The organism is Solirubrobacter soli DSM 22325, assembly GCF_000423665.1.
In the GTDB taxonomy this organism is placed as follows: Bacteria; Actinomycetota; Thermoleophilia; order Solirubrobacterales; family Solirubrobacteraceae; genus Solirubrobacter; species Solirubrobacter soli.
Genome location: NZ_AUIK01000001.1, coordinates 882,971 through 904,112, shown reverse-complemented (window position 1 = coordinate 904,112; position 21,142 = coordinate 882,971). Strand labels below are relative to the sequence as shown.

At 72.4% G+C, this 21,142-nt stretch carries 19 protein-coding genes; 5 read left to right on the top strand and 14 right to left on the bottom strand.

The window, feature by feature from the left end; translation table 11 throughout:
* Positions 1-153: 153 nt before the first annotated feature.
* Positions 154-1,572 carry a DUF4153 domain-containing protein gene (locus G569_RS45455; protein ID WP_084284136.1) on the top strand — a complete coding sequence of 473 codons (1,419 nt, stop codon included), beginning with the start codon at positions 154-156 and terminating at the stop codon, positions 1,570-1,572.
* Here the strand turns inward: G569_RS45455 and G569_RS0104180 are convergent.
* On the bottom strand, positions 1,481-2,203 hold the full coding sequence (locus G569_RS0104180; protein WP_028062486.1) for a class I SAM-dependent methyltransferase: 723 nt from the start codon (positions 2,201-2,203) through the stop codon (positions 1,481-1,483). The genes G569_RS45455 and G569_RS0104180 overlap by 92 nt on opposite strands.
* Before the next feature lie 18 nt (positions 2,204-2,221).
* Here G569_RS0104180 and G569_RS57245 point away from each other — a divergent pair, with 18 nt between their 5' ends.
* Positions 2,222-2,788, top strand: a complete 567-nt coding sequence (locus tag G569_RS57245; RefSeq protein WP_028062485.1) for a class I SAM-dependent methyltransferase — start codon at positions 2,222-2,224, stop codon at positions 2,786-2,788.
* Here G569_RS57245 and G569_RS0104170 read toward each other — a convergent pair.
* From G569_RS0104170 to G569_RS0104145, 6 genes are read right to left on the bottom strand one after another with little or no spacing between them, the layout of a single operon-like run.
* Positions 2,762-4,858, bottom strand: a complete 2,097-nt coding sequence (locus G569_RS0104170) for an O-antigen ligase family protein (protein WP_028062484.1) — start codon at positions 4,856-4,858, stop codon at positions 2,762-2,764. The two genes, G569_RS57245 and G569_RS0104170, sit on opposite strands and share 27 nt — an antisense overlap.
* Positions 4,830-5,453 (bottom strand): hypothetical protein, encoded by a 624-nt coding sequence (locus G569_RS0104165; protein ID WP_028062483.1) that lies wholly within the window; start codon positions 5,451-5,453, stop codon positions 4,830-4,832. The genes G569_RS0104170 and G569_RS0104165 overlap by 29 nt, the downstream gene beginning before the upstream one ends.
* 8 nt (positions 5,454-5,461) lie before the next feature.
* Positions 5,462-6,511 carry a glycosyltransferase family 4 protein gene (locus G569_RS0104160; RefSeq protein WP_028062482.1) on the bottom strand — a complete coding sequence of 350 codons (1,050 nt, stop codon included), beginning with the start codon at positions 6,509-6,511 and terminating at the stop codon, positions 5,462-5,464.
* A complete protein-coding gene (locus G569_RS0104155; RefSeq protein WP_037494273.1) occupies positions 6,508-7,656 on the bottom strand; it encodes a glycosyltransferase in 1,149 nt (382 codons plus the stop codon). The genes G569_RS0104160 and G569_RS0104155 overlap by 4 nt, the downstream gene beginning before the upstream one ends.
* A 55-nt stretch (positions 7,657-7,711) precedes the next feature.
* Complete coding sequence (locus tag G569_RS57240) at positions 7,712-9,403, bottom strand: glycosyltransferase family 2 protein (protein ID WP_053225824.1); 1,692 nt, start codon at positions 9,401-9,403, stop codon at positions 7,712-7,714.
* Between the two features lie 8 nt (positions 9,404-9,411).
* Entirely contained in the window at positions 9,412-10,236 is an 825-nt protein-coding gene (locus G569_RS0104145; protein WP_028062480.1) for a beta-1,6-N-acetylglucosaminyltransferase, read from the bottom strand.
* A gap of 22 nt (positions 10,237-10,258) precedes the next feature.
* Between G569_RS0104145 and G569_RS45440 the strand changes: the two genes are divergently transcribed.
* From G569_RS45440 to G569_RS64445, 3 genes are read left to right on the top strand one after another with little or no spacing between them, the layout of a single operon-like run.
* The gene (locus tag G569_RS45440; RefSeq protein ID WP_053225823.1) at positions 10,259-11,374 is read left to right on the top strand and encodes a glycosyltransferase; all 1,116 of its coding nucleotides are present in this window, start codon (positions 10,259-10,261) and stop codon (positions 11,372-11,374) included.
* A 12-nt stretch (positions 11,375-11,386) separates the two neighbouring features.
* Positions 11,387-12,265: a hypothetical protein gene (locus G569_RS0104135; protein WP_028062479.1), complete on the top strand. Its 879-nt coding sequence runs from the start codon at positions 11,387-11,389 to the stop codon at positions 12,263-12,265.
* A 53-nt stretch (positions 12,266-12,318) separates the two neighbouring features.
* Positions 12,319-13,644 (top strand): DUF4064 domain-containing protein, encoded by a 1,326-nt coding sequence (locus G569_RS64445; RefSeq protein WP_028062478.1) that lies wholly within the window; start codon positions 12,319-12,321, stop codon positions 13,642-13,644.
* A gap of 15 nt (positions 13,645-13,659) precedes the next feature.
* Here the strand turns inward: G569_RS64445 and G569_RS45435 are convergent, their stop codons facing one another.
* From G569_RS45435 to G569_RS45420, 7 genes are read right to left on the bottom strand one after another with little or no spacing between them, the layout of a single operon-like run.
* Positions 13,660-14,904: a nucleotide sugar dehydrogenase gene (locus G569_RS45435; protein WP_053225822.1), complete on the bottom strand. Its 1,245-nt coding sequence runs from the start codon at positions 14,902-14,904 to the stop codon at positions 13,660-13,662.
* A gap of 4 nt (positions 14,905-14,908) precedes the next feature.
* On the bottom strand, positions 14,909-15,868 hold the full coding sequence (gmd, locus tag G569_RS0104120; RefSeq protein ID WP_028062477.1) for a GDP-mannose 4,6-dehydratase: 960 nt from the start codon (positions 15,866-15,868) through the stop codon (positions 14,909-14,911).
* Positions 15,868-16,833, bottom strand: a complete 966-nt coding sequence (locus G569_RS0104115) for an NAD-dependent epimerase/dehydratase family protein (protein ID WP_028062476.1) — start codon at positions 16,831-16,833, stop codon at positions 15,868-15,870. Before G569_RS0104115 ends, gmd begins: the two co-directional genes overlap by 1 nt.
* A complete protein-coding gene (locus G569_RS45430; RefSeq protein ID WP_053225821.1) occupies positions 16,830-17,738 on the bottom strand; it encodes a DMT family transporter in 909 nt (302 codons plus the stop codon). The genes G569_RS0104115 and G569_RS45430 overlap by 4 nt, the downstream gene beginning before the upstream one ends.
* On the bottom strand, positions 17,735-18,982 hold the full coding sequence (locus G569_RS0104105) for a nucleotide sugar dehydrogenase (protein WP_028062475.1): 1,248 nt from the start codon (positions 18,980-18,982) through the stop codon (positions 17,735-17,737). Before G569_RS0104105 ends, G569_RS45430 begins: the two co-directional genes overlap by 4 nt.
* Positions 18,983-18,997: 15 nt before the next feature.
* Entirely contained in the window at positions 18,998-20,254 is a 1,257-nt protein-coding gene (locus G569_RS57235; protein WP_053225820.1) for a PLL family lectin, read from the bottom strand.
* A 27-nt stretch (positions 20,255-20,281) separates the two neighbouring features.
* Positions 20,282-21,091 carry a WecB/TagA/CpsF family glycosyltransferase gene (locus G569_RS45420; protein ID WP_053225819.1) on the bottom strand — a complete coding sequence of 270 codons (810 nt, stop codon included), beginning with the start codon at positions 21,089-21,091 and terminating at the stop codon, positions 20,282-20,284.
* Positions 21,092-21,142 lie beyond the last annotated feature (51 nt).

Sequence of the window (21,142 nt, the reverse complement as noted above, 5' to 3'; positions counted from 1 at the left end):
GTGCGCCCGCTGCGGCACATCCGCAGCGCGTCGCACCACCCACGCTGCTCACGTGGCAGAGCCACGCATCGCGAGCGCGGGCGGCGCGACGCACTGGCGGCTGCACCACATCGGTCGGACCGAACATTTCTCGACGAACCCAAGGAGGGTCACATGGGACAGATAAAGGGGCCTGACCCCTTTAGGTTGGCGCGCGCCGAGACGCCCGTCTGGGCCGCGCGAGGGATCCTGGCGGTCGGTGTGCTGGCGGCCGCGACGGTCGTCGGGCAGCCGCTCGGGATCGGTGTCGTCATCGCGCTGCTCGCGCTCGGCGCGATCGCCGGTCTCGTCGCGGTGCCGGCGGCGATCCCGCACGTCGACCTGCGGGTCGCCGAGCCGCGCGAGCCGGATCGCTGGACGCGCGCGTGGTGGGTGCTGGCGGCGGGCCTCACGCTCGTGCCGTTCCTGCGCGCGGCGAGCTGGGTCGTGATCCCGTCGCTGTTCATGGCGGCCGCGCTCGCCTCGTTGGCGGTCTCCGGCGGCGTGCGCTGGGGGCAGCTCGCCGCGGGCCTGAACCTGCTGTGGCTGCGGCTCCCCGTCGGCTCGATGATCGCGGGCTGGTCCGCGGCGCGCGGCGTCTCGTTCCGCGCGGCGGGGCCGGCCGCGCGGGGCGCGATCCTCGCGACCGCGCTGCTGGCCGTGTTCGTCCCGCTGCTGATGAGCGCCGACGCCGCGTTCGCGCAGCTGGTCGAGGACGTGGTGCCGAGCGACCTCAGCGTCGAGCAGCCGGTCGTGCGCCTCGGCGTGCTCGCGCTGTTCGTCGCCCTCGGCGGCGGGCTGCTGCACGCGCGGTTGTGGCCGGTGCACGTCGCCGCGCGACCTGCGCGCCATGCGCTCGGCGCGGTCGAGGCGCGAATCGCCCTCGGCACGCTGACGGCCCTGTTCGCCCTGTTCATCGCCGTCCAGGCCTCGACGCTGTTCGGCGGCCAGCGCCACGTGCTCGACACCGCCGGGCTGACCTACGCCGAGTACGCGCGCTCCGGGTTCGCGCAGCTGCTCGCGGTCGCCGCGCTCACGTTCGCCGTGCTCGGCGCGGCGCGCCGCTGGGCCCCCGGCGAGCGGCTCCTGCCCGCGGCGCTGTGCGTCCTCACGCTGGTCGTGTGCGTCTCGGCGCTGCGGCGGCTCGGGCTCTACGAGGAGACCTACGGCTTCACGCGCCTGCGGTTCTGCGCCCACGCCGCGCTGCTGTACTTCGCCGCGCTGTTCGCGCTGATGCTGGTCACGCGCTCACCGCGGGCCCTCGTGGCGTTGACGGCGAGCACCGTGCTCGCGTTCGCGCTCGCCGACCCGGACCGCCGGATCGCGACCCACAACCTCGACCGCTACGAGCGCACCGGCCGGATCGACGTCGGCTACCTGATGACGCTCGGCCCCGACGCGACGCCCGCGCTGGCCGGCGTCGTGCCGCCACCGTGCCTGGCCGAGGACGGCCCGGCGGGCTTCAACCTCGCGCGGGCCGCCGCGCGACGAACGAGTACTGACCGCAGAACAGGAGCTTCAACGCGTTGCGATCCTCAGCGTCCCACCCGGTGACCCGCGCGACCCCGTCGACGAACGTGTTGAACGGCGAGCGCCGCGCCCAGTAGCGGTCGAAGAAGTGCGGGCCGCGCAGCGCCCGGCGGACGAACAGCGTCGGCCCGTCGATGCCGGGCATGATCGTCTCCAGCTCCAGGCCGGAGGTCTGCAGCAGCCGCAGCAGGCCGTACGGCGTGAGGTTCATCGTCGAGCGGCCGTGGTAGGGCTCGAGGTGCGAGGTGGAGCCGACGAAGAGCCCGTCGGGCTTGAGCACGCGGGCGACGTCGGCGATCAGCTCGTGCGGGCGCTCGACGTGCTCGAGGACCTGCTTGGAGAAGACGATGTCGACGCTCGCGTCCTCGAACGGGAGCGCGATGCCGTCGAAGATCCGCAGCTCGACGTCCGAGCGGGTCTCGTACTCGCTGTCGCCCACCTCGACGCCGATCCAGCGCACGCCCGGGTCGGCCGCCCGGAACGCGTCCACGGAGTCCCCGCGCCCGCAGCCGAGGTCGACGACGGTCGCGCCTGGGCGCGCGGCGAGCAGGGCCGGGATGAAGTCCTCAGCGAGCGCCTGCGCCGACGAGCGCGTCGGGAGCGCCGGTCGCAGCAGGGTGCGGAGATCGGCACCCGGCAGGCGGCGATCGGACATGCGGCTTCAATGGTACGAATGCGGTCGTTCTACGAGGCGTTCTGGGAGGACGGGCCCGACGGGCCTCCGTGGGAGTGGGAGGCCCGCAAGGCGCTGCTGCTGGACGAGGTCCGGCCCGGGGACCGCGTGCTCGACCTCGGCGCGGGGACCGGCGCGTTCCTGAGCGTGCTCGACGACGCGGTCGGGGTCGAGATCGCGCAGGCGGCCGTGGAGCGGGCGACGGGCGACGTGCGGCTGCTCGAGCCCGACGGCACGCTCCCGTTCGGGCACGGCGAGTTCGACCTCGTCTGGTGCAGCGAGGTGCTCGAGCACGTCCCGGACGTGCTGGGGCTGCTGCAGGAGACGCGGCGGGTGCTCAAGCGCGACGGCCGCCTGCTCGCCACCGTCCCGTACCACGGGCGCTTGCAGGCCGCCGCGATCGCGCTCACGCGCTTCGAGGCGCACTTCGACCCGCTCGGCCAGCACGTCCGCTTCTTCACCCGCCGCTCGTTGGCCGCGACGCTCGACGCCGCGGGCTTCGAGGTGACGTGGATCCGCCCCGTGCTGCGGCGCCGCTCGCTAGCCGTGCTGGCCGTTCGCGGCTAGCAGCCGCGACGAGATCACGATGTCGGTCGTGCTCTGCGGGGAGCGCGGATCGAGGTAGTACGCGATCTGGTAGGAGCTCAGCGCGCCCTTGAAGTCGCGCTGGTCGAGCTGGAAACGTCCGAGCTGGCGCCAGGTCTCCGGGTTGGCGGGCTCGAGGTCGATCGCCTGATTGAGCGCCTGCTTGGCCTGCGGGTCGCGGCCCGCGGCCTGTTCGATCGCGGCGAGGTCGAACAGCGGGTCGGTCGAGAGCGGGTTGCGGTCGTGGGCGATCCGGGCGATCGACGCCGCCGCCACGATCTGGCCCTTGTCCAGCCGGATGAGGGACTCGGTCTGGGCGTGGTCCGCACGGATCGGCTGGACGGCGCTCCACGCCGCGACCAGCCCGAGCAGCGTGACGATCGCGGCGGCGACCACGAGCGTCTCGCGCGGGACCGCGCGGCGCGGCTCCTCCATCCCGTGCAGGCGCTCGCGCAGCGTGGCGCGCGACGCGACCCAGCCCGCGGCGATCAGCGCCGGCAGCGCGTTGCCGGGGACGAACCAGGTCCAGTCGATCGCCGAATGCAGGCCGAAGACGATCACGACGGTGGCGAGCGTCGCGAGGCCGACGCGCTCGGCGTTCCACGGCGAACCGCGGTCGCGGCGGCGGACGCCGACGGTGCGGGCGGCGCAGGTCAGCCACGCGCCGGCGGCGAGCAGCGAGACCGCCAGGCCGACCCACCCGAGATCCGAGAGCGTCTGGACGACGTAGCCGTGGGCGTGCTGGACCTGGCGGGCGTCGAGGCGGTAGCGCAGCCGCAGCGTCCCGTAGGACCCCGCGCCGGTGCCGAGCCACGGCGCCTGGGCGTGCACCTTCATCGCCTCCCGCCAATAACGGGCGCGGCCGGACGAGGTGGCGGTCAGGCGCTCCGGCGAGTTGGTGGGGCCGGAGATCGCCGGGTCGGTCGCCTGGTGCCAGGCCTTGCTGACCTGCCCGGAGATCCCACCCGGGGCGTTGGCGAGCATCAGGATCGCGATCGCCGGGACGACCGCCAGCGCGCCGACGAGGACGCGGGTGGCGCGGGCGCGGGCCTTCGGGCCGGGCGGTTTGACGGCGCTGATGAACCCGACCGCGAGGCCCGCGACCGACAGCGCCACGAGCAGCAGCAGGAGCAGTGCGCCGAAGCCCTGGCCGGCGTCGGTCCGCAGCGCCATCCGCGCGTTGTCGCCGGTGATGCCGTCCTGGGCGAACGCCCACGCCACCAGCGGGACCGTGGCGACGAGGACGCCGCCGATCAGCACCGCGGCGCGGAGTCGCAGAGGGACGACGATCAGCCAGATCGCGGTGCCGATCGCCACCGCGAGCAGCGCGCCGCGCGAGACGGCGAGCATCAGCGACATGACGAGCAGGCCGAGGCCGGGCCAGGCGAGCGCGTTCAGCGCGGCGTGGCCTGAGCGACGCACCCCGAGCCACAGCAGCGCGGGGACGCCGAGCGCGGCGGCCAGGCCGACGCTGTTCCAGTAGTCGAACGGCGGCCGCAGGCGGGCGTAGGTCTCGTCGGTGGCGAACGCGGCGGGGAAGACCTTCGTCAGCACCGACCAGGCGGCGAGCGCGACGGCGCTGATCGCGATGCCGGCGAGCAGCGCGGTCCAGCTCTGCGGGCGCAGCCGCCCGAGGGCGAGGCCGCCGGCGAAGATCGCGAAGTACGACAGGGTGCGGTTGGTCTCCAGCCACGAGTCGTTGGGCATCAGCGACCAGGTGACCGACAGCGCGGTGAAGACGGCGAGCAGCCCGAACGCGGCGAGCGCGTAGACACCGCGCAGCTTCTTCGGGGTGCGCTCGGGGCGCGGCAGGATCAGCGCGGCGACGCACAGCGCCGCGCCGATCAGCATGAAGGCGACCTCGGTGTACGTCGTGCGCTCGAGCTGCGAGCCGCCGCGCGCGGCGAACGCGCACGCGACGATCGCGGCGGCGACCGCGAAGCCGAGGATCGTCCCGCCGCCGCCCGGGATGGGCAGCTCGACACGGGGGATCGTGATCCCCCGCCGCGGTGGGACGTAGAGCCTACGTGCTCGGGTGCCCAGGGAGGTCACGGCGACGCCGGATCACGGGCAGGAGCGCGGCCACGAGCGTGGCGGCGATCAGCACCAGCACGGCGATCATGGTCGTGGGCAGGCCGTTGCGCCCGACCGACGCGGCCAACCGCTCCTGGTCGGGGGAGCGGGCGACGAGCTCGGCCTTGATCTGCTTCTCGCCCAAGGCCTGCGCGGCACCGACGGCCTGCGCGTCCTGCGGCGAGCTGGGGGCGGCGAGGACCGCGGCGTCCTGCTGGTCCTGGGTGCTCGTGTCCTTGCTCGGGGTGCTTGAGCCGCCGGCGCCGTTGTCGCCGCCACTGGTCGAGCCGCCGGCGCCGCCGCTGTCGCCGGAGGTGGCTGGGGTCGGCGTGGGGGTCTTGGACGCCGCCACGGCCTTGGTGATCGCGCGGCTCAGCACGTCGCGGCAGTCGGAGTACTCGTCGGCGTCGGTCGGCAGCTCCGCGCGGGCCTTGCGCAGATCGGCGACGCTGTAGTCGCCCTGCAGCTGACCGTCGTCCGCGCAGTCGCGCTGGATCTCGATCGGAGGCGTGGCCCGGGCCACGGGAGCGAACAGCAATGCCGCGAGCAGGGCCAGAAAGATGGTCCGTCGCATCGGCGAATTCACGCTAGCAGCCCTTTCGTGAGCGCTTGGGACATACCTTCCGCCCAGGACTGGGGCGTGTACGCGGCCACGGCTTCGCGTGCGGCGTCGCCGAGCCGGCGCCGCAGCGCGGGATCGCGCTTGAGCCGGTCGATGGCGTTTCGGAGCGCATGTGCATCTCCTGCAGGGACGATCAGACCCGTGCGTTCGTGGCGCACGAGCCCGCCCGCGGCGGCTCCGACTGCGTCTGTGGCGATCACGGGAGTTCCTTGGTGGAAGGCTTCGTTGACGACGAGGCCCCACGGCTCGAGGAAGTCGCGCGTGGGAACCGACGGTACGACCACAACGTCGCTGCCCGCGTAGAGGTTGCGCATTTCGGTGGGCGTGCGGTTCGTGGCGACGACGATGTCGCGGGCGTCGGCGGCTTGCTGGAGGACGTCGAAGCCCTTCTCGGGGACCGGGCGGCCGGCGAACAGGAGCTGGAAGTCGCTGTGTCGCTCGGGGGTGCCGGGTTGGGTCCAGAAGGCGGTGTCGACGCTCTGGGGCGCTTCGAAGATCTCGCCCTTGGGGTGCTTCGTGCGCACGTAAGCGCTGACGTGCGGGCCGTACGTGGCGATCGCGTCCGCGTTTCTGTAGATGTGGCGGAGCGGGAGGTAGGACGCGGCGTGGAGCGGCGTGCGGGGGTGGCGCCAGATCGTCGCCCACAGGGCGAACGGGACCTTGCCGGCGCGTGCCCCGGCGTAGGCGGCGGGGAGCGCGACCTTGCCCGAGAGGCCCGCGATCACCGCGCGGTAACGGCCCGAGGCGGCGAGGCGGGCGACGGTGCGCTCGGGCGGGAAGATCGCGGGAAACGGGAACTGCTGCTGCCGGGTTCCGCCGCCACCGTGGCGCACGTGGCCGCCGATCAGCGCGAAGACGACGTTCTCGCGCTCGTGCAGCGCCTGGAACGCGGGGACGCGGAACGGCGGCGCGTGGTTGGTGACGAAGAGGACGGGCCGCGTGTCAGCGCGCGACGACGCCGCCCGCGCGTACGCGGCATCGTTGGCGGCTCGGGAGGGCCCGGGCTTCACCGCAGCGCGTCCTCGTAGGCGCGCACCGTCTCCCGTCCACACCGTTCCCAGGTGAAGTGCTGTTCCACGTTCGCGCGGGCGGCGGCGCCGAGTTCCTTGCGGTAGGTCGCGTCGTCGAGCAGCTCACGCAGCTCGTTCGCGAGCGACTCGGGGTCGCCAGGCGCGACGAGCCGCATCCCGCCGCCGCAGCTCGCGATCTCCTCCGGGCCGGGCTCCCCCCGCGAGCCGATCGCCGGGATCCCGCCCGCCATGGCCTCGATGTAGGCGACGCCGAACGCCTCGTCGATGCTCGGCAGCACGAAGATCCCGCCCCAGCGGGCGACGGCCAGCGCCTCTTGCGGCGGGAGCGCGCCGCGGAACGCGACCCGGTCGGAGAGCTCGAGGTCGTCTGCGAGGTGCTCGAGCGCCGCGCGCTCGGGACCGTCGCCGACGATCACGTAGTGCAGCTCTGGGTGCTGGTCGCGGAGCAGCCAGAGGGCGCGGAGCACGTCGCCGTGTCGTTTGCGGGCGATCAGGTTGCCGACGGTCACGAGCGTCGTCGCGTCGGTGTGCGAGGGCGGCGGGACGTCGGTGCCGAGGTGGACCACCCGCACGTCCCGCGCGCCCAGCTCACGGCTGCGCTCGGCGATCGCCGTCGAGTTGGCCAGCGTCAGCCGCGCGGCTTTGAACGCCTCGGTGACGGCCGCTGTGCCACCGCGATACCCCGGCACCGCGAGGACGTCGCCGCCGTGGACGCTGATCACGAGCGGCTTGTCGATCCCGGCCCGCCGCACGGCGTCGCCGGCGGGTGCGGCGTAGTGGGCGTGGACGAGGTCGAACCGCTTGCGCCGCAGGGCCAGCGCCAGCGTCGGCGCGGCCCACGCGCCCCACGAGCCGTACGACCGCGGCCGCGGAGGCGCGACGAACGGCACGTAGGTCACGGCGATCCCGTCGAGCGTCGTCTTCAGCGGCTGCGTGAAGGGCGCGGCGAGCGCCTTTGGGTCGCGCGCCCGCAGCGCCGCCTTGGACGGCACCGGCCGGTGCAGGACGAGCACCTCGACCTCCGCCCCCGCGTCGCGTGCGGCCACCGCCTGCCGATGCGCCCACACCCCGAGCGCCGGGTCCGCCGCCCGCGGGTAGTACTCGGCGACGACGAGGACGCGCATCAGGGCCCGGCGAGGGGTCGGCGGGCGACCGGCGGCGTGGGCGCGGCGGGGCGCGTCACGCGGGCAGCCCCCGGTACTCCGCGAGCGTCTCGGCGGCCTCGTCACGGGTCACGTACGCGCGGCCGTCGAGGAAGGCCTCGGCCTCGGCGATCGCCGCGTCGCGCGGGTAGGAGGCGGCGACGGGGCGCAGATGGCGGACGGGCGTGACGTCGACGACGCCGATCGGCCAGCCGCGCTCGGAGGCGAGCGCGCTCCAGGCGCCGTCGAGGCCCCAGCCCATCCGCAGGTCCGGGAACGGGAGGAGCTCGGCGGCGGCGCGGGCGGAGAGCGCGGTGACAGGGCCGATCTCGACGAACCGCGTGCGGCGGGCGAGCACGCCCGGGCGCCGCCGCGTGACGTCCCACGCGGCGTGCGAGGCGAACGCGTGGGCGGGCTGCGCGAGCTCGAGCCCGAACGCCTCCGCCGCGGCGATGAAGCGGTCGAGGAAGCCGCGCGGGAGGACGACGTCGTCGTCGACGATCAGCAGCCAGTCGGCGCCCGCGGGCGGCGTGGCGAGCAGGGCGGCGTTCACGTTCGTCCACTTACCCGCTCCGGGGGCCGGCGGGACGAGGTGCAGGTCGACGTCGTGGCGCGAGCGGGCGAGCTCGCGCCGCAGCCGCGCGACCGTGCGCAGCTGCTCCGGCCGCGCCACCCCGACGACGTGCACCCGCCGGACGGGCCCACGACGGGCGGCCCGCGCCAACGCGACCCGTCCACGCAGCCCGGACGCCCGCGCCCACAGGTCCTTCGCCGCCCCGACGAGCGCGGTCCGCCGCCCGAGCGTCCCCGAACGACCCGAGAGATAGTCCGGATCGGTCGCGCTCGGCGGCGCGGGCGCGGGATCGAGCGTCTCGACGACGCGCCCCCACGTCGCCGCGGTCAACGTGACCCCGACGCCGCACCGTCGCCGCGCGATGTGCCACAGACAGCCGGCAAGGGTCCGCAGCTCGGCGCCGAGCGTGGGCGGCGCAAGGGGCGCCGCGGCGCCGGGCGGCGAGGCGGCGGCGCGCGCCTTGTGGACGTCGTAGCGGCGCGACGCGCGGCCGCGAAAGTACTGGGCGCGGGCGAGCGAGCGGAGCCGCGCGTCGGCGCCGGTGCGGCGGTGGTCGACGCCCGCGGCGGCGACGTAGCCGACGCGGCCGCCCGCGGCGCGCAGGCGGCGCTGCCAGTCCTCCTCGTCGCCGGCGCCGCCGAGGACCTCGTCGAACGGGCCGACGCGCTCGATCGCGGCACGGCGCAGGGCCATGTTCGCGCCCCACACGAACTCGGCGTCGCGATCCTCGGTGCCGAGGTCGAGGGCGGTGACCGGGAGTGGCTCACGTCCGCACGCGCGCAGCTTCGAGCCCTCCAGGCGCGGGCGGATCGGGCCGCCGAGCGCCTCGAACTCGCGCGAGGCGCCGAGCAGCGCGTCCAGCCAGCCCGGCCACACCTCGACGTCGTCGTCGAGGAAGCACAGCAGCTCGCCGTCCGCCGCCGCGACCGCGGCGTTGCGGGCGACGTTGATGCCCCGCTTGCGGCCCAGTGCGAAGTACCGCGCGCCATAGCGCTCGGCGAGTTGCGCGGTCGCCGGATCGGAGGCGTCGTCCTCCACGATCACGATCTCGGCGCCGCGCGCCGCCGCCTGCGGCGCGACCGAGGCGAGCGCGACCGCCAGGTACTCGCGCCGGTCGCGGGTCGGGAAGAGGATCGAGGCGGGCGGGGCTTCCATGCGCGCGGTCAGGGTATTCGGCGGTCGATCTCGTCCAGCACGCGCTCGTCCTCGAACTTGCGCGCGAAGTCGGCGCCCGAGGCGAGCACCTCGCCGACGTCCGCGAGCCCGAAGACCCGCGGCGAGGGCGACGACGGCGGGTCGAACACCGCGTAGCGGCGGTGGTCGTTCGCGAGCCGCAGCCCCGAGTTCGCGAGCACCGTGTGCACGAACGCCTCGGTCGGGATGATCGTGTGCAGGAAGTGGTCGACGACCTCCTCGGGCGCGGCGAGGACCGTGTCGACCGCCCGCCGCGACAAGGAGAACCAGTCCGACCCGTGGAACACGGGCAGCGGCGGCCGCGCGGGCAGCCCGACGTACGTCCCGGAAGGCAACGTCCGCACCTGCACCAACGGATCGAGGCGAAACCTAAAGGGGTCAGGCCCCTTTAACTTGCGCCAGCGGTAGGCGTAGCGGCGGGCGAACTCGTCGACGGCGCCGCGGCGCAGCACGCGCGGCGGCACCGGACGGAACCGGATGAACGCGTCGACGTCGGTGGCGAGCAGCGAGACCTCGATCTCCGGCACCGGGCGGACGGGGTAGTCCTGGCCCGAGAGCAGCACGAGCCAGTCCCACTCGTAGGAGCGCAGCCAGTCCAAGCAGCGCAGGATCGCGGCCAGCTGGGACCCGTGGCCCCACTCGATCGGCCGGGGCGGGATCAGCAGCGCGTCGACGTCGCCGAGCGTGGAGCGGCGGTCGTCGTGGTGCACGGCGACGACGCCGCCCTGCAGCCGGGCCACAAGGCGCCGCACCAGCTCGGGGTGCGTGTAGGACATCACCAGGTAGGCGATCACTGGCCGTCTAGCCTTGCAGCCCGTGATCGCGCTGCTGCACCACCGCTACCGCCACGCGGGCGGCGAGGAGCGGGCGGTGGAGGATCTGCGCTGGCTGATCACGACCCATCTCGGCGAGGACGTCACGACGCTCGAGCGCGAGTCGGACCAGGTCGGCGCACGCCAGGCGGCGCGCGGGCTGCTGACCGGCGGCACCAGGCCGCAGGACGTGGCCGAGGCGGTCAAGAGGACGGGGGCCCGCGTCGTCCACGCCCACAACGTCCACCCGACGTTCGGCGCCAATGCGCTGCAAGCGGCACGACAGGCGGGCGCACGCACCGTGCTGCACCTGCACAACTACCGCCTCGTCTGCGCCGTCGGCACCTGCTTCACCGGCGGCCAGGACTGCACCCGCTGCCACGGCCGCAACACGCTGCCCGGCGTGCTCCACAACTGTCGTGGCTCGCGCGCCGAGGCGCTCGTCTACGCCGCCGGCCTCGCCCGCCAACAACGCCGGCTGATCGACGCCGCCGACGCGATCGTCGTCCCTTCCGCGTTCGCCCGCCAACGGCTGCTCGACCTCGGGGCGCCCGTGGACCGCGCCGAGGTGCTCGGCTCGGTGCAGCGGACCTTCGCCACCCACTCGGACGCGCACACCGGCGAATACGTCCTCGCCGCCGGCCGCCTGACGCCCGAGAAGGGCTTCGCCGACGTCGTCGAGGCCTGCAACCGCGCGGATCTCCCGCTCGTGGTCGCGGGCGAAGGGCCGGAACGCGCGGCGCTCGAAGCCGCGGCGCACACGGCGCGGTTCGTCGGCCACGTGACCGCCGATCGCCTCGCGGAGCTGCGCAAGCGCGCCGCCGTGGCGGTGATCCCCAGCCGCTACGCCGAGATCCTCCCGCTCGCCGCGCTGGAGGCGATGGCCGCCGCGCTGCCCACCGTCGCGGCGGCCTCGGGCGGGCTCGAGGAGGCGGTGCCGGAGGAGGGCCTGTACCCGCCAGGCGACGTCGCCGCGCTGCAGGCGGTGCTGACCGCGCGATATCGCGACCGCGACGCGGGAGAGCGCGCGTTGCGGGCCGCCCGCGCGCGCAGCGCCCCCGAAGTGATCGCGAACCGACTCCAAGCCCTCTACGGTCCGAAACTTCGGACCCGCGGCTAGGTTGACACCACCATGGTCCGTCGCGCCCTAACGCTTTCGCTCGCCCTCGTCGCCGTGTCCGCGACGTCCGCACACGCCGCCGTCACCACCAAGAAGGCCATCTGGGGCCCGGTGGAGATCGACGCGCAATCGCAGTTCCCGGTCTACAAGGAACTGGGCGCCGGCATCTACCAGACGACGCTCGACTGGAGCCAGGTCGCCGACCTCGAGCCGCTGGACGCCAAGGACGTCGAGGACCCGTCCTACGAGTGGCCGGACGAGATCGACACCGCGGTCGCGGAGGCCAAGAGCGCCGGCCTGCAGGTCGCGCTCACCGTCACCGGCACCCCGAAGTGGTCCAAGAAGACCGGCGACTTCGCCACGTTCGTCCAGGTGGCCGCCAAGCGCTACAAGACCGTGCACCTCTGGAGCATCTGGGACGGTCCATACAAGGGCGGCGGCTCGAAGTACGCGCAGATGCTCGACGGCGCCTACGCCAAGCTCAAGGCGGCGTCCAAGCTCAACAAGGTGGTCGGCGGGCAGTCGACCAACGCGAACGTCGCGAGCTGGGTGTCCAAGCTCAAGCTGCCCAACGGCAAGGCGCCGCGGATGGACTTCTACGGCCACGACATCTCCGGCTCCAAGCCGCCGACCAAGAAGAGCCTGGAGGCGCTGGAGAAGCGCGTCGGCGACCACAAACTCTTCCTCAGCCCGGTCCACCTGACGCTCAGCCCGACCAAGCAGGCGGCCTGGATCAAGGCCGCGCTGAAGGTCACCAAGGCCGACAAGAACGTCTACACGTTCGGCTACAAGGGCCTGATCGACGACTCCAACGTCCCGAGCACCTACAAGGGCCTGCTCGACGCCGACGGGACCAAGAAAGCCGCGTTCGCGGCCTTCAAGAACGGCTGACGTACGCGCTCAGGGTTGCAGCATCACCGCTCCGCCGGTGATGCTGTGCCTTGATGGACGATGAACCTGACGAACGTTCACTGCTAGGCGTTGTCGGAGCGGTCGTCCAAGTCCTAGCCGGGCTCGGGGCGTTCGTCGGCTTGCTCGTCGTCATCGGCGGTATCCGGATGCAGAATCGGATCGCCGCGGCAGAGCTTCCGAACCCGGTCCGCACGGCGGCGTTGCTCCCTCGCGAACAGCTCGTCGCGGAGGGGATCAGCGCGATTGGAGTGACAGTGATCGTCGCGATCGGCGTCGGAGTCGGAGTCGCGGCCACGGTAAGCCCGGCGTACAGCCGATACCCCCCGTACCGCGCAGTGCCGGTGCTGTTCCTCGGGCTTGCCGCGGGCGCTGTGTCGTTCGTGATCGTTGACCAGGTCACGTCAGAGACCCCTACCGCATTCCGCTGGCTCTTGGTCGTCGGTCTCGTTGGGCTGCTGGTTGGGCTGGTCGCCGTCGCCGTGGTCCGTCGTTGGCCCCACCGCACGGCCGTCGTCGCCGGCGTGACGGTGCTCGTGTGGGGATCTAGCTACGTTCTCATCACTGATCGGGAGGCGGGGAATCCCCGGTTCGAGCCGCTCCAGTACGTCCGCAAGAACGGCACGGGAGCTCAAGGTCTTCTTCTGGCGTATTCGTCTTCCGAGCTGGTGATGATCTGTGTCGACGATGATCAGCGTGGAGGACGGCCATGGCGAAGCCTGCTGAGCGTTCCGCGCGGCGACATCGAACAGGTGACGTTCCAGCCTGCGGTCCACATCGACGACTACGAGGCGGCACGCAAGCGTGCAGCCTCTGGAGGTCAGCACGCGGTCCGGGACTGTGACTTGCGGCGACGAGCGGATACCAAGCCTCCAACTACCCCGCCCGTGACACCGACCGCCACACCCACGCCGACGCCGACAGGAACTGCGACTGGAACGGCGACGCCACCGCGAACACCGACGGCGACGCCACCGACGGCGACGCCGACCAATGTTCGTGGTCGGCCCGACACGACCGGCCCGCGGCTCCCGGACGGCCAGGTGCAGCGGGTCCGCGAGGACCGGGAGCGGCGGTTCCTCTATCCGATCGGCTCGTTTGACGAGGACGTCACTGGCGTCGTGGCCTTCAGCGTGACGAGTCCGCAGGCGCGGGCGCGGATCTCGACGGTCCCGTTTCGTGCCGGCCGTAAAGGGAGTGCGGCGGTGCGGCCTGGCCTCTCGCCGTTCGTCCACAACGCCCTCCAACGAAGACGGTCGCTGACGCTGCGCGTGACGATCGTTGCGCGAGACGCATTTGGCAACGCTACGACTCGGCACACGAGCGTGATATTGCTGGCCCGCCGGGCAGCGCGGCCGTGAATCGCCGGCAGTGTTCTAGAGCTGCAGCGCGCCCGTTCCCAGTGAACGGGTGACGCCACGCAGGTCGAGCGTGCGCTGCGCGCGCTCGACCACGTCGCGGTGATCCACGCCCGGATGCGCGGTGACGATCAGCGCCAGGTCCACGCCGTCGGCGGCGGCCGGCAGCTCGACACTGCTCAGCCCGAGCTCCGGCAGCTCCGGGACGAACGGATCGTGGTAGCTGACGTCGGCGCCACGCTCGCGCAGCAGCCGGATGATCTTCAGCGCCGGCGACTCGCGGATGTCGCCCACGCCCGCCTTGTAGGACACGCCGATGACCAGGATGCGCGACCCGCGCACCGGCTTGGACACGTCGTTCAGCGCCCGCTCCGCCTTCTCCAGGCAGAAGTACGGCATCTGCTGGTTGACCTTGCCGGCGAGCTCGATGAACTCGGTCGAGAGGTCGTACTCGCGCGCCTTCCACGTCAGGTAGAAGGGGTCGACCGGCAGGCAGTGCCCGCCCATGCCCGGCCCGGGCTGGAAGGGCATGAAGCCGTACGGCTTGGTCGAGGCGGCCTCGACGACCTCCCAGATGTCGATCCCCATGCGGTCGGCGAGCATTGCCATCTCGTTGACCAGCGCGATGTTCACCGAGCGGAAGATGTTCTCGAGCAGCTTCGAGAGCTCGGCCACCTCGGGCGTCGAGACCGGGACGACGGAGTCGCAGACCCGCGCGTACACGCCCACGGCGGCCTCGGTGCAGGAGGCGGTGAGCCCGCCGACGACCTTCGGCGTCGTGCGCAGCGTGTAGTCGGTGCGGCCCGGGTCCACGCGCTCGGGCGAGAACGCCAGCGCGAAGTCCTCGCCGGCCCGCAGGCCGGACTCCTCGAGCAGCGGCACCAGGTGCTCGCGCGTCGTGCCGGGGAACGTCGTCGACTCGAGCACCACGGTCTGCCCGCGCCGGATCACGCCCGCCAGCGAGCGCGCCGACGACAGCAGCGGGCCGAGGTCCGGCTCGCGGTTGCGGGTCAGCGGCGTGGGAACGCAGACGAGGATCGCGTCGGCCTCGTGCAGCTCGACGTAGCGCGTCGTGAACGTGCAGCGCTCCAGGGCCGCGCCGAGTCGCGCGTCGGGGATGTCCTCGATGTGCGAGCGACCCTCGCGCAGCGCGGCGATCTTGCCCGGGTCGACATCGAGGCCGATCACGTCGCACCCCGCCTCCGCGAAGGCGACCGACAGTGGGAGGCCGACGTACCCCAGCCCGACGATGCCGATCTTCATGGCCCTACTTCGATAGCAGTTCGAGGTCGGAGCGGACCATCAGGCGGATCAGCTCCTCGAAGCTCGTCTTGGGCTCCCAGCCGAGCTCGCGCTTGGCCTTCGACGGGTCGCCGACCAGCAGGTCGACCTCGGCGGGGCGCAGGAACTGCGGGTCGAGCTCGACGTGCGGCTCCCAGTCGAGACCGGCCTCGTCGAACGCGATCTCGACGCAGCGGCGGACCGTGTTGGTCTCGCCCGTCGCGATCACGAAGTCGTCGGGCTTGTCGTGCTGCAGCATCAGCCACATCGCCTCGACGTAGTCCTTCGCATAGCCCCAGTCGCGGCGCGCGTCGAGGTTGCCGAGCCCGAGCTTGGTCTTCTTCCCGTGCTTGATCGCCGCGGCGTGCCACGTGATCTTGCGCGTCACGAACTCGAGGCCACGACGCTCGGACTCGTGATTGAACAGGATGCCGGACGCCGCGAAGAGGTCGTAGGACTCGCGGTAGTTGACCGTGATGTGATGGCCGTAGACCTTCGCCACGCCGTAGGGCGAGCGCGGGTAGAACGGCGTCGTCTCGGTCTGCGGCGTCTCGAGCACCTTGCCGAACATCTCCGAGCTCGACGCCTGGTAGAAGCGCGCCTCCGGGCACGCCTCGCGCACCGCCTCGAGCATCCGCGTCACGCCCACGCCGGTGAACTCCGCGGTCAGCGTCGGCTGGATCCACGACACCGCGACGAACGACATCGCCGCCAGGTTGTAGACCTCGTCCGGCTTGGCGGCGCGCAGCGCGTCGACGAGCGAGCGCTGGTCGAGCAGATCGGCCTGGTGCAGCGTGATGCGTTCGCGCAGGTGCTCGATCCGGTCGAACTTCTCGGTCGACGCGCGACGGACCATGCCGTGGACGTTGTAGCCCTTCTCCAGCAGCAGCTCCGCCAGATAGGACCCGTCCTGACCGGTGATGCCGGTGATAAACGCGCTCGGCATCAGGCCGTCGCCTCCTCTCGTTCCCTCAGCCACGCCACGGTGGCCGCAATCCCTTCCTCCACGCCGATCTTCGCCTTCCAGCCGAGCAGCTGCTCGGCCTTCTCGACGGACGGCCAGCGGCGCACGACGTCGACCTCGAAGCTCGGCAGGTGCTCGAACACGAGCTCGTCGGGGTCGTTGCCGCTCAGCCGCCAGCAGATGCGGGCGATCTCGGCGACCGTCAGCTCGTCGCTCGCGGAGATGTTGAAGTCCTGGTTCAGCGCCGCCGCCGAGCCCGTCGCGACCACGATCCCGTCGGCGATGTCGTCGACGTGCGTCAGCGTGCGCGTGTGCTCGCCCGTCCCGAAGATCGGCAGCGGCTTCAGCTGCCGCAGCGACTTGCGGATCAGGTCAGGCACCGCATGCGCGATCCCCGGCTCGTTCTCGGGCATCTCGCCCGGCCCGTAGGCATTGAACGGGCGGCAGATCGTGTACGGCAGGCCGTGCTCGGCGTGCGCGGCGCGGCAGTACACCTCGCCGGTCAGCTTCGAGAAGCCGTACGCCGAGGTCGGCACCGGGCACTCCGGCAGGTAGTCCTCGCGCGTCGGGTACTGCGTCGCGTTCTCGAACACCATCGAGGACGAGACGTACGTGAAGCGCTCGACGTCCTCGTCCAGCGCCGCGCGGAAGACCCCGTTGTAGAGCGCGTTGTTGACCTCGGTCAGCGTGTGCGGGAGCTTGTGGAAGTTCGCGATCCCGCCGACGATCGCGGCGAGGTGGATGACATGCGTGCACCCGCGCATCGCCTTGCGCGCCTCGTCGAGCGTGCGCAGGTCGCCGCGGTGCACTTCGCAGCCTTCGCGCATCCAGTCCGGCGCCTCGCGCTGGTCGGAGACGCGGACCTCGAAGTCAGGGTCGCGCAGCAGGCGCCGGACGACGGCGGCGCCGATCGTCCCGGCGCCGCCAGTGACAAGAACACGGCTCATGCAGGTACCACCCCACCACTCGGACGCCGGCGGAACCCCGGGGGCAGCCGCCCATCCGTGGAGAGCCAGGAACCGGCCAGGATCAAGAGCAACCCGGCGACCGCGCCCGCGCCGGGGCGCTCGCCGAGGATCGCGACGCCGAGGGCGACCGCGACGACCGGGTTCACGTACGTGATGACGAGCGCGCGGCTCGGGCCGGCCTCGCGGATCAGCACGCTGAAGACGACGAAGGCCAGCGCCGTGCAGACGAGGCCGAGGAAGACCAGCGAGAACGCGGCCTCGGGCGTCGGCGTCTCGCTCGGCAGCGACACGGCCGCCGGGAGCGCGAGCAGCGCCGCCGCGATCGCGAGCGAGCCGCCCATCGTGGCCCGCGCATCGAGGTGGGCCAGCTTGCGCTTGAGCACCATCGGCCCGATCGCGTAGCCGACCGCCGCGAGCACGATCAACCCGGTGCCGATCAGCTCGTCGGTCTTGCCGGCGACGTCGATGCCGACCAGCGCGACCACGCCCGCGAGGCCCACGAACAGGCCCACGAGCCGGATCCCGGTCGCGCGCTCGGACGCATCGAAGCGGATCGCGATCACCGCGACCAGCAGCGGCACGCAGGCGATCAGGATCGCCGCCAGGGAGGACGACACCCGCTGCTCGCCCGCCGCGATCAGCGGGAACGGCAGCGCGATCTCCGCCACCGCGTACGCGGCGACCCACTGCCAGTGCCCGCGCAGCGAGGACAGGGCGTCCGCCCGCCAGGCCAGCGCGAGCAGCACGACTGCGGCCAGCAGCACCCGGGCGAACGACAGGAACGCCGGCGAGATGCCGTCGTCGACCGCGACCTTGATGAAGAGGTACGGCATCCCCCAGATGACCGACATCGCGGCGAACGCCGCCCACGCGCGACGCGTCATGCGCGGAGCGCCGCCACCTCGGCGACGTACGCGAACACCTGGGACGTGCCCAGCGCGTTCCAGGGGTCGACCACGAGGCAGTCGCGGCCGGCCAGCTCGGCGATCGTGCGCAGCGACTCGGGCGTCGAGTACTCGCTGTGGTTGGTCGCCACGATCACGACGTCGGCACCGGTCACGGCCTCCTCGAAGCTCGACGTCGGCGTCGCCACGACCGGGTCGTGCACCGTCACGTCGGCGAGCTCACGGTCGAGCAGCCGGATCAGCTTGTGCGAGAGCGAGTCGCGCTCGTCGTCGGTGTCGGACTTGAAGGCCAGGCCGAGCACGGCGACGCGGCGCTCGCGCAGCGACCCGCCGAGCCGGCGCTTGACGCCGTCGACGAGGAACAGCGGCACGGTCTCGTGCACGCGCGAGACGGCCAGCAGCATGCCCGGCGCGCTCGACCGCTCCTCCGAGAACGCGAAGTCCTTGCGCAGGCACGTCCCGGCGGTGAAGCCCGGCGCCTTCATGCCGCCGCGCGGGTAGTCGCGGTTGATCAGCTCGATGACGTCGAAGACGTTCGCGCCGTAGCGCTCGCAGTCCATCATCAGCAGGTTCGGCAGCGCGAACGTCGCGTAGCGCAGGATGTTGGTCCAGATCTTCGCCAGCTCGGCCTGCACCGGCGTCGTCTGGACGATCGGGGCGCCGAGCGGCTCGAAGAGCTTCGCCGCGCGCTCGCCGCTCGCCTCGCCGATGCCGCCGATGATGCACGGCAGCGTCGAGATCTCCTCCATGAAGCGGTCGGCGGCGATCCGCTCAGGCACGTGCGCGACGTAGAGGTCCTCGCCGACGCGGAACCCGCGGTGCTTCTCGAGGTAGCCGGCGACGAACTCGGTCGTTCCGGGGGCGACGGTGGAGCGCAGCACGATCAGCTGCTCGGGGCGCACCAGCGGGAGCAGGTCGTCGAGCACCGCGCGGATCGCGCCGATGTCGATCTCGATGTGCGACATCGCCGGCGTGCCGAGTGTGAGCACGATCGCGTCGGCCTGCGCGGCGTCGGCGGCGCGCGGCGAGAGATCGAGGTCGACGCGGGCGAGCAGCTCGTCGGTGCCCGGCTCCTTGAACGGCATCCGGCGCTCGCGGAGCGTGTCGAGGCGCTTGGTGTCGTTGTCGACACCGAGGACCGACAAGCCCGCGTCGGCGAAGCTCAGGGCCAGGGGCAGGCCGATGCGGCCGAGTCCGATGACACAGACGTCGTAGGAGGGCATAGGGAGGCTAGGAGGCTAGCGGCAGACCTTGTAGCGCCTGGAAACGACCTTGCGAGAGGTCTTGCCACGCGCGGTGCGCTTGTAGTACACGCGGGCGTAGACACGGCCCGTGGCGCCGGCCCGCTCGTTGATCGGGATGTGCACCTGGAAGGGTGCCTTGTGGTCCACGCGCACCGCCCGCCCCTTGCCCTTGGTGAAGAACACGATCTTCGTCACCCGCGGCTTGCTCTTGCCCTTCGGCTTCTTGACCGAGACGCTGACGCGCAGCTTGCCGCCCACGGGCGTGCAGCCCACGCCCGCGAGGAGGTTGATGCGCCCGTCGGGCAGCGGCGCGCTGGCCGGCGGCGGGGGCGGAGGCGGTGGCGGCAGCGCGATCGCGCCGAGGTCGTTCCACGCGGTCCACGTGCCCGAGACCCACTCCTTGTAGAGCAGGTGGTCGCTCCCGCGGCGGGCGAACAGGTACTCGCGGTTGCCGGCGTCCGAGCCGGCGGCCGGGGAGCTCGAGATCGCACCCGCGTCGAGCAGGAACCACTCCGACCAGCCGGACGGGCCCCAGCTGCGCTGGTAGGTCGCGTCGCCGCTTCCGCGCACGTACACGTTGATCACGTTCTCCGAACGCGAGATCGAGGTCGGGGCGCCGAAGATCCCGCCGCCGAGCGTGCCCCAGTCGATCCACGCCGAGCCGTTCCACGACTTCTGGTACATCGCTCCGTCGGTCCCGCGCGCCCAGATGTTCAAGAGCTCGGGCGCCTGCGAGTTGACCGAGGGCGCGCTCGTCAGGTTCCCCCCGATCGGCGCGAAGCCCGACCAGCCGCGGCCGGGGACGAACGACTGCTGCCACATCTGGCTGTCGCCGCCGCGCGCGACGAGGTCGAGGTAGCCGTTGCCGCGGCGGACTGTGGCCCCCGGCGCCGACGTCGTGTAGCCGCCGAGCGAGTTCCACGCCCGCCAGGTGCTGTCCGTGTTCATCGACGTCTGCCAGACCGCGCCGTCCGCGCCGCGGGCGAACACCTGGATCGTCCCGTCGAACGCGACCGCGGCGGGGCCGGAGGTCGTGTTGCCGCCGATCGACTCCCAGCTGCTCCAGCCGCCGTCGATGCGATGCCGCGCGTAGATCTCGCCGTTGGCGGCACGCACGAACACGTACGCCTCACCCGGCCCACGCGACGCGGTCGCGGGGTTGTCGTCGAACACGTCAGCGCGCGCCGCCCCGGCTCCGGCCGTGCCGAACAGCAGGGCGACCGCGAACAGCAGGCATGCGGTCCGTCGCATCTCCTTCCGAAAGTAGCGCGCCCCGCGTCAGCGTGCGCCGCGTCCGCGCACGTATTGGCGCGCGAACCCCAGCACGAACCGCGGGTTGTACGTCAGGTACCGGCGCCACAGGCGGCGTGGCTCCTGGCGCAGCCGGTAGAGCCATTCGAGGCCGAAACGCTGCATCACCGGCGGAGCCTGGGGGATGATCCCGGCGTGGAAGTCGAACGCGGCGCCGACGCCGATCAGGACCGGGACGTCCAACCGGTCGCGCATCCGCGCCATCCACTTCTCCTGCTTGGGCACGCCGATGCCGACCCACACGACGTCCGCGCCTGAGCGCTTGATCTCGAGCGAGACCGCCTCGTCCTCGGCGTCGGTCAGCTCGCGGAACGGCGGCGCGTAGCCGCCGACGATCTTCAGGCCCGGGTGGCGCAGGCGCAGCATCCGTGTCAGCTCGACGAGCGCGCCCTGGTTGCGGCCGCCGTAGAGGAAGAAGCGCTGGCCGGTCCTGGCCGCCCGTGCGCAGGCGCGGTCCATCAGCTCCGGCCCGTACACGCGGTCGTCGAGCGGGTGCCCGAGCGCCCGCAGCGCCCACACGAGCGGCTGGCCGTCCGGGACGGTGAAGTCGGCGCCCTGGACCGCGGCGCTGAGCGCCGGATCCTCCTGGCAGGCCATCACGGTGTGCACGGCGGCCACGCACACGTAGCCGCGGTGCTCGGCGGCCACCGCCGCGTCGATCCAGTCGAGCGTCGCCTCGTAGTCCGTGATCGCGAGCGGGACGCCGAGCACGGGCTCGGTCGACACCGCGGGCGGCGGGGCGACGGGGGTGATCAGTTGGCTGGTGCCGGCCTTCATCGACTCTCTCAACGGGTGCGCATGCGAAAAGTCGCGGTATCGAATTTCGCT